The following is an 813-nucleotide window of genomic DNA, read 5'->3' as shown; positions in this document are numbered from 1 at the left end:
GACAGCACAGATTCCAGAGCGTCCAACCATTCTTGCGTTTCTTGTGGATCGTGATCGACAAAATCAGTCATATATACCTTCTTAAATCTCAACGCGATAAATTACAGCCGCACATTGTAACAGTTTTTGTTTAATTCACACTCAGATGCGAGGACAAAAGCCTGCTACAGCGCCATTCTGGCAAGAAAATCAAAACCTTGTGGAAAAATTAAATACTGAAAAAAAGCCGTAAAAGCCAATGAAATTGGCTTCAGGAACCTGCTACCTGATGACGCCGACGCTGGCTAAACACTCTGAAACCCAACAACAGGATAGCAATCAATAAATAAATTAACGGCTCGGTTTTATCTTGCTTGACCAGCATATAAAAATGCACACAAGAAAGCACGACAATCAGATAAATTAAGTAATGCAGTTTTTTCCAGCGACGCCCCCCTAACCTCTTTATCATCTTATCAGTAGACGTTATCGTTAATGGAATGAGCAGGATAAAGCTGATAAACCCGATGGTAATGAAGGGACGCTTGACAATATCCAGCCATATTTCATGCAGATCAAAAAACTGATCCAGTCCAAAATACAACAGCATATGCAGGCTGGCATAAAAGAACGCAAACAAACCCAACATGCGGCGAAATCGGATAAATTCATTGATTCCTGTGAGCTTGCGTAAAGGTGATATGAATAATGTCACCATAATAAACCGTAATGCCCATACGCCTGTATCACGGGTAATGGCTTCAATGGGGTTAGCTCCCAATTGATCCGATATCAGTGCATAGCTCAGCCAGAATAAAGGTAGTAATGAGATAC

The 813-nt window shown here is 41.0% G+C and carries 1 protein-coding gene; it reads right to left on the bottom strand.

The genetic code is table 11. From position 1 onward, the window contains the following. Positions 1-250: 250 nt before the first annotated feature. Positions 251-813: sulfite oxidase heme-binding subunit YedZ (locus tag B3O33_RS01980; protein ID WP_414673261.1), on the bottom strand; the 563-nt coding region annotated here is incomplete at its 5' end.

The sequence above is a fragment of the Methylophaga sp. UBA1464 genome (assembly GCF_002325665.1).
Taxonomy (GTDB): Bacteria; Pseudomonadota; Gammaproteobacteria; order Nitrosococcales; family Methylophagaceae; genus Methylophaga.
The sequence above is the reverse complement of the archived record's forward strand: the minus strand, read 5'-3'. Positions and strand labels throughout refer to the sequence as shown.